This window comes from Halorubrum tibetense (genome assembly GCF_042661865.1).
GTDB classification, from domain to species: domain Archaea; phylum Halobacteriota; class Halobacteria; order Halobacteriales; family Haloferacaceae; genus Halorubrum; species Halorubrum tibetense.
Genome location: NZ_JBHSWW010000267.1, coordinates 1 through 3,288 on the forward strand (window position 1 = coordinate 1; position 3,288 = coordinate 3,288).

Below are 3,288 nucleotides of genomic sequence, written 5' to 3' on the forward strand. Positions count from 1 at the left end.
CGCGCCGAGGCCGGGTTCGAACCGAAGTACGCCCGCGTCCTCGACCGCCTGCTCGACACGACCGCGGCGGGTCGCCGTCGCGTGAACCACCACGCGCTGTGTGAGCTCCGCTTGCTCGGCGATCTCACAGCGATCGCGCTCGACGAACGGGTCGCCGTCGCCGACGTCGGCGACGACCGCGAGCTCGTCGTTCACACGGAGTCGTTCGCGCCATTGGAGACCGGCGTCGACGCTACCGCGGACTACGTCGAGCGGGCCGCCGGCGAGCGCATCGCCAGGTACGCCGTCGAGTTCGCCGGCTTTTCGGTCAGTGTGGTCGTCTATCGGGAGCGACTGCTCGGGTCGGACGCCTTCGAGACGAAGTACGCCGTGCTCGAACCCGACCTCCTTCCCGGCGACGACGCGCTGATACGGGAGTGCGAGCGCCGGATCTGGGAGACGCCGGTGGATCGCCTCGTCGACGACCGGACCGCGTTCGTCGCCGAACACGCCCGCAAACACCTTTCCCGGCAGCTGACTGCCGGTGACGCCCGCGACTGGGCCGCGTCGGGACGTGCCCGCCTGCAACGCGCGCTCGCGGACAGGGGGCTCGCGACGCCGACGGTGGACCCGCGGTACGACGACGACCGGATCGACGACCTCGTCTACTACGTCCTCCGCGACTTCGTCGGCGAAGGGCCGCTCACCGTTCCGATCCGCGACCCGCATCTGGAGGACATCGAAGCCAACCGCGTCGGCGAGCGAGTGAAGGTCGTCCCCCGCCCTGCGATGGTCGCGGCCGGCGGCGTGAACGGTGAATCGAACGGGAGAGCAGGCGGTGAATCGAACGCCGGAAGAGAGAACGAGGCGACCAAGGGACGCAGCTCGGACGGTCGGAGCGGTATAAACCCGTTCGGCGGCGGCGGCCGGATCCCGACGAACCTCGCGTTCGCGGAGGAGGGTCGCTTCGTCGACGTCGTCACCAGACTCGCCGCGCGCGACGGGGTCGAGCTGAACGCCGCGACCCCATCCGCGAAGGTGAACCTCTCGGTCCCGGAGGTGTCGGAAACGGTTCGCTGTGCGGTCGCGCTGCCGGTTATCTCCGAGGACGGCCCGCACGTCTCGATCCGAAAGCAGGCCGCGGACGCGTTGACTCCCGTTGACCTCGTGAACAGTGGGACGCTGTCGGCGGACCTGGTGACGCTGCTGTGGCTGCTGTACGAACACCACGGCGTCGTTCTGTTCGCGGGGCCGACCGGCGCGGGGAAGACGACGCTGATGAACGCCCACATGCCGTTCATCCCCTTCGACGACCGACCGATCTCGATCGACGAGGGGTCACGGGAGGTCCGGTTGCCCCACGAGACGGGAGTCGCGCTCACCACCCGGGACCACGAGAACTCGTACAAAGCGGTGAGCATGGCGTCGCTGATGACCGAAGCGAACTACCTCAACCCGGACGTGGAGGTGATAGCGGAGATCAACACCCCGGCCAGCTTCGAAACGTTCGCGGAGAGCATCAATACCGGTTAAAGCGTTGGGATGTTAGTACATCTTACCAGAGAAAGGCCCGTACACGGCTACGTTCAATTCACGGGAAAATAAAAGACGGCGGTTCGGCACCGATTCATCAAATGTAGTCGGTGTAGTCGGGGGGACCCCCCAACCTTCTTTTCTACAATATACTACTGCCTAAGCCGGTTCTACTCTCTCACAATCACGAGTTTCACTTCACCCCCGGCTACACCGACTACACCCCAAGGGTACTGGTAGTTGGGTAGCCTTAGACCCTTGAATATCCGTAGTCGGGGGTTGAGGAGTGTAGTCGGTCGGCGAGCGGGATCGCCGGCGAAAAAGCAATCGGGCGGTTACAACCGCTTTGAGAGTGACGGCTTCGAGCGGTCCAAGTACGACCCCTACGTCATCGGCCATGTTCGATCCGATACCTAAGGTTGTGGAAACGTGTCTGACGCGGATCGGCGTATAGACGTATTAGGTCGGATCAATTCATGATACGCGAGGCACCCACGGAACCTAAGTTACCTCACATTATGTGTTGATATATGCCGGATCTTGATTCAATCGGCCGCCGCGGGTGGCTCGCGTCCCTCGGCGTCGGTACGGTGGCGTTCACGAGTGGGTGCGCTGCACTCGACGACGTGATGGCGGGTGTCACTTCAAGCGAAATCGACGCGACGGAATGGGACGGCCAACTGATACACATTGACTTTGCCGAGGACACGACCGGTGATGAGTTCGGTATCCAACACGAGTTCGATGACGGATATGATGAAATGCGCTACGTCGGTGAGATCCCCGAGTTCGGCGGTCGCGTTTCGGTCGATTTTCGTGACGTGGTTCCGGGCAGTACGTACCCGAACAACAACTTCGAGATTGTCGTTTATGAAGGTAGCATCGGGGGGTTCCTGATCAACGTTGAAGAAGAACTTGACCGAGTTAAGGTGTCGGTTCCTGAAGAAAACTTCGCGAGCGGGACGTTCGACGGATAGTCACGTCGGACTACTGGGTCGTTACTCCTCGGAACCGTCGTACCCGTCCCGGTGGGTCGCGTGTCACTTTGAAGGACCTCGACGCCGCACCCGGTACACCGGACGAACCGCTCGCCGGTGTGCCCGGTGGTCGCGCAGGGGAGACAGATCCTCGACTTTTACGCGGCCACCGACACCGTCCTCGACACGTTTGGCAATCACGAGATAGGCTATAGGACCTGTTCGGAAAATAAAGACAGGTGGTGAAAATCAATCTTCAATGTATATCTCGTACGATGCGGTCCCGTCAGGGAATATAATCACACGGAATACACCGCTCTGTTCAGCTGTGTGGGTGAATGATCCTTCGGTTTCAACGATTTCATTGAATACGTCATTTCCTCCGGGATCTTCCAAGATTACATCCGTTGCGAACCCCTCGCGGTTATCTATTTCAACCCGGATTGTTTGCCCTTGTTCAACGTCGATGTTATGAAGCGCGTCGTCGGGTGCCCTTACCGTTCCTGATTCCTCCGCGTCCAATCCAGAACAACCCGAAAGCATGGTCACGGACATGATTGATACACAGCCAAGATATTCTCGCCTTTTCACATTTCCAAATATTCAATCCGATCTACATAAGTCCTAATCATGTCCTCCAAACAGGTATGTATCGGCTCTGTTGAAATCCTCTAGCGATGATATGTTCTTGGATCCGTGCTGAATACAGAGGGTCGGGCTTGTTTAGTCGCGTGAGATCACGGTTGTGAGTGGCTGACGGCTACCCCAAGACAGTTATCTACACCTTTCAAAATGAGTA

At 59.9% G+C, this 3,288-nt stretch carries 4 protein-coding genes; 2 read left to right on the plus strand and 2 right to left on the minus strand.

All coding sequences use genetic code 11. The annotated features are described in order from the left end of the window. On the plus strand, positions 1-1,512 hold a 1,512-nt coding region (locus tag ACFQEU_RS13370; protein WP_379782937.1), incomplete at its 5' end, for a type II/IV secretion system ATPase subunit. Between the two features lie 590 nt (positions 1,513-2,102). Next, positions 2,103-2,489 carry a hypothetical protein gene (locus ACFQEU_RS13375; RefSeq protein WP_379782939.1) on the plus strand — a complete coding sequence of 129 codons (387 nt, stop codon included), beginning with the start codon at positions 2,103-2,105 and terminating at the stop codon, positions 2,487-2,489. Here ACFQEU_RS13375 and ACFQEU_RS18300 read toward each other — a convergent pair. Continuing rightward, entirely contained in the window at positions 2,381-2,638 is a 258-nt protein-coding gene (locus ACFQEU_RS18300; protein WP_464384333.1) for a DUF8118 domain-containing protein, read from the minus strand. The genes ACFQEU_RS13375 and ACFQEU_RS18300 overlap by 109 nt on opposite strands. Before the next feature lie 100 nt (positions 2,639-2,738). Continuing rightward, the gene (locus ACFQEU_RS13380; RefSeq protein ID WP_209485828.1) at positions 2,739-3,080 is read right to left on the minus strand and encodes a p24 family protein; all 342 of its coding nucleotides are present in this window, start codon (positions 3,078-3,080) and stop codon (positions 2,739-2,741) included. Positions 3,081-3,288 lie beyond the last annotated feature (208 nt).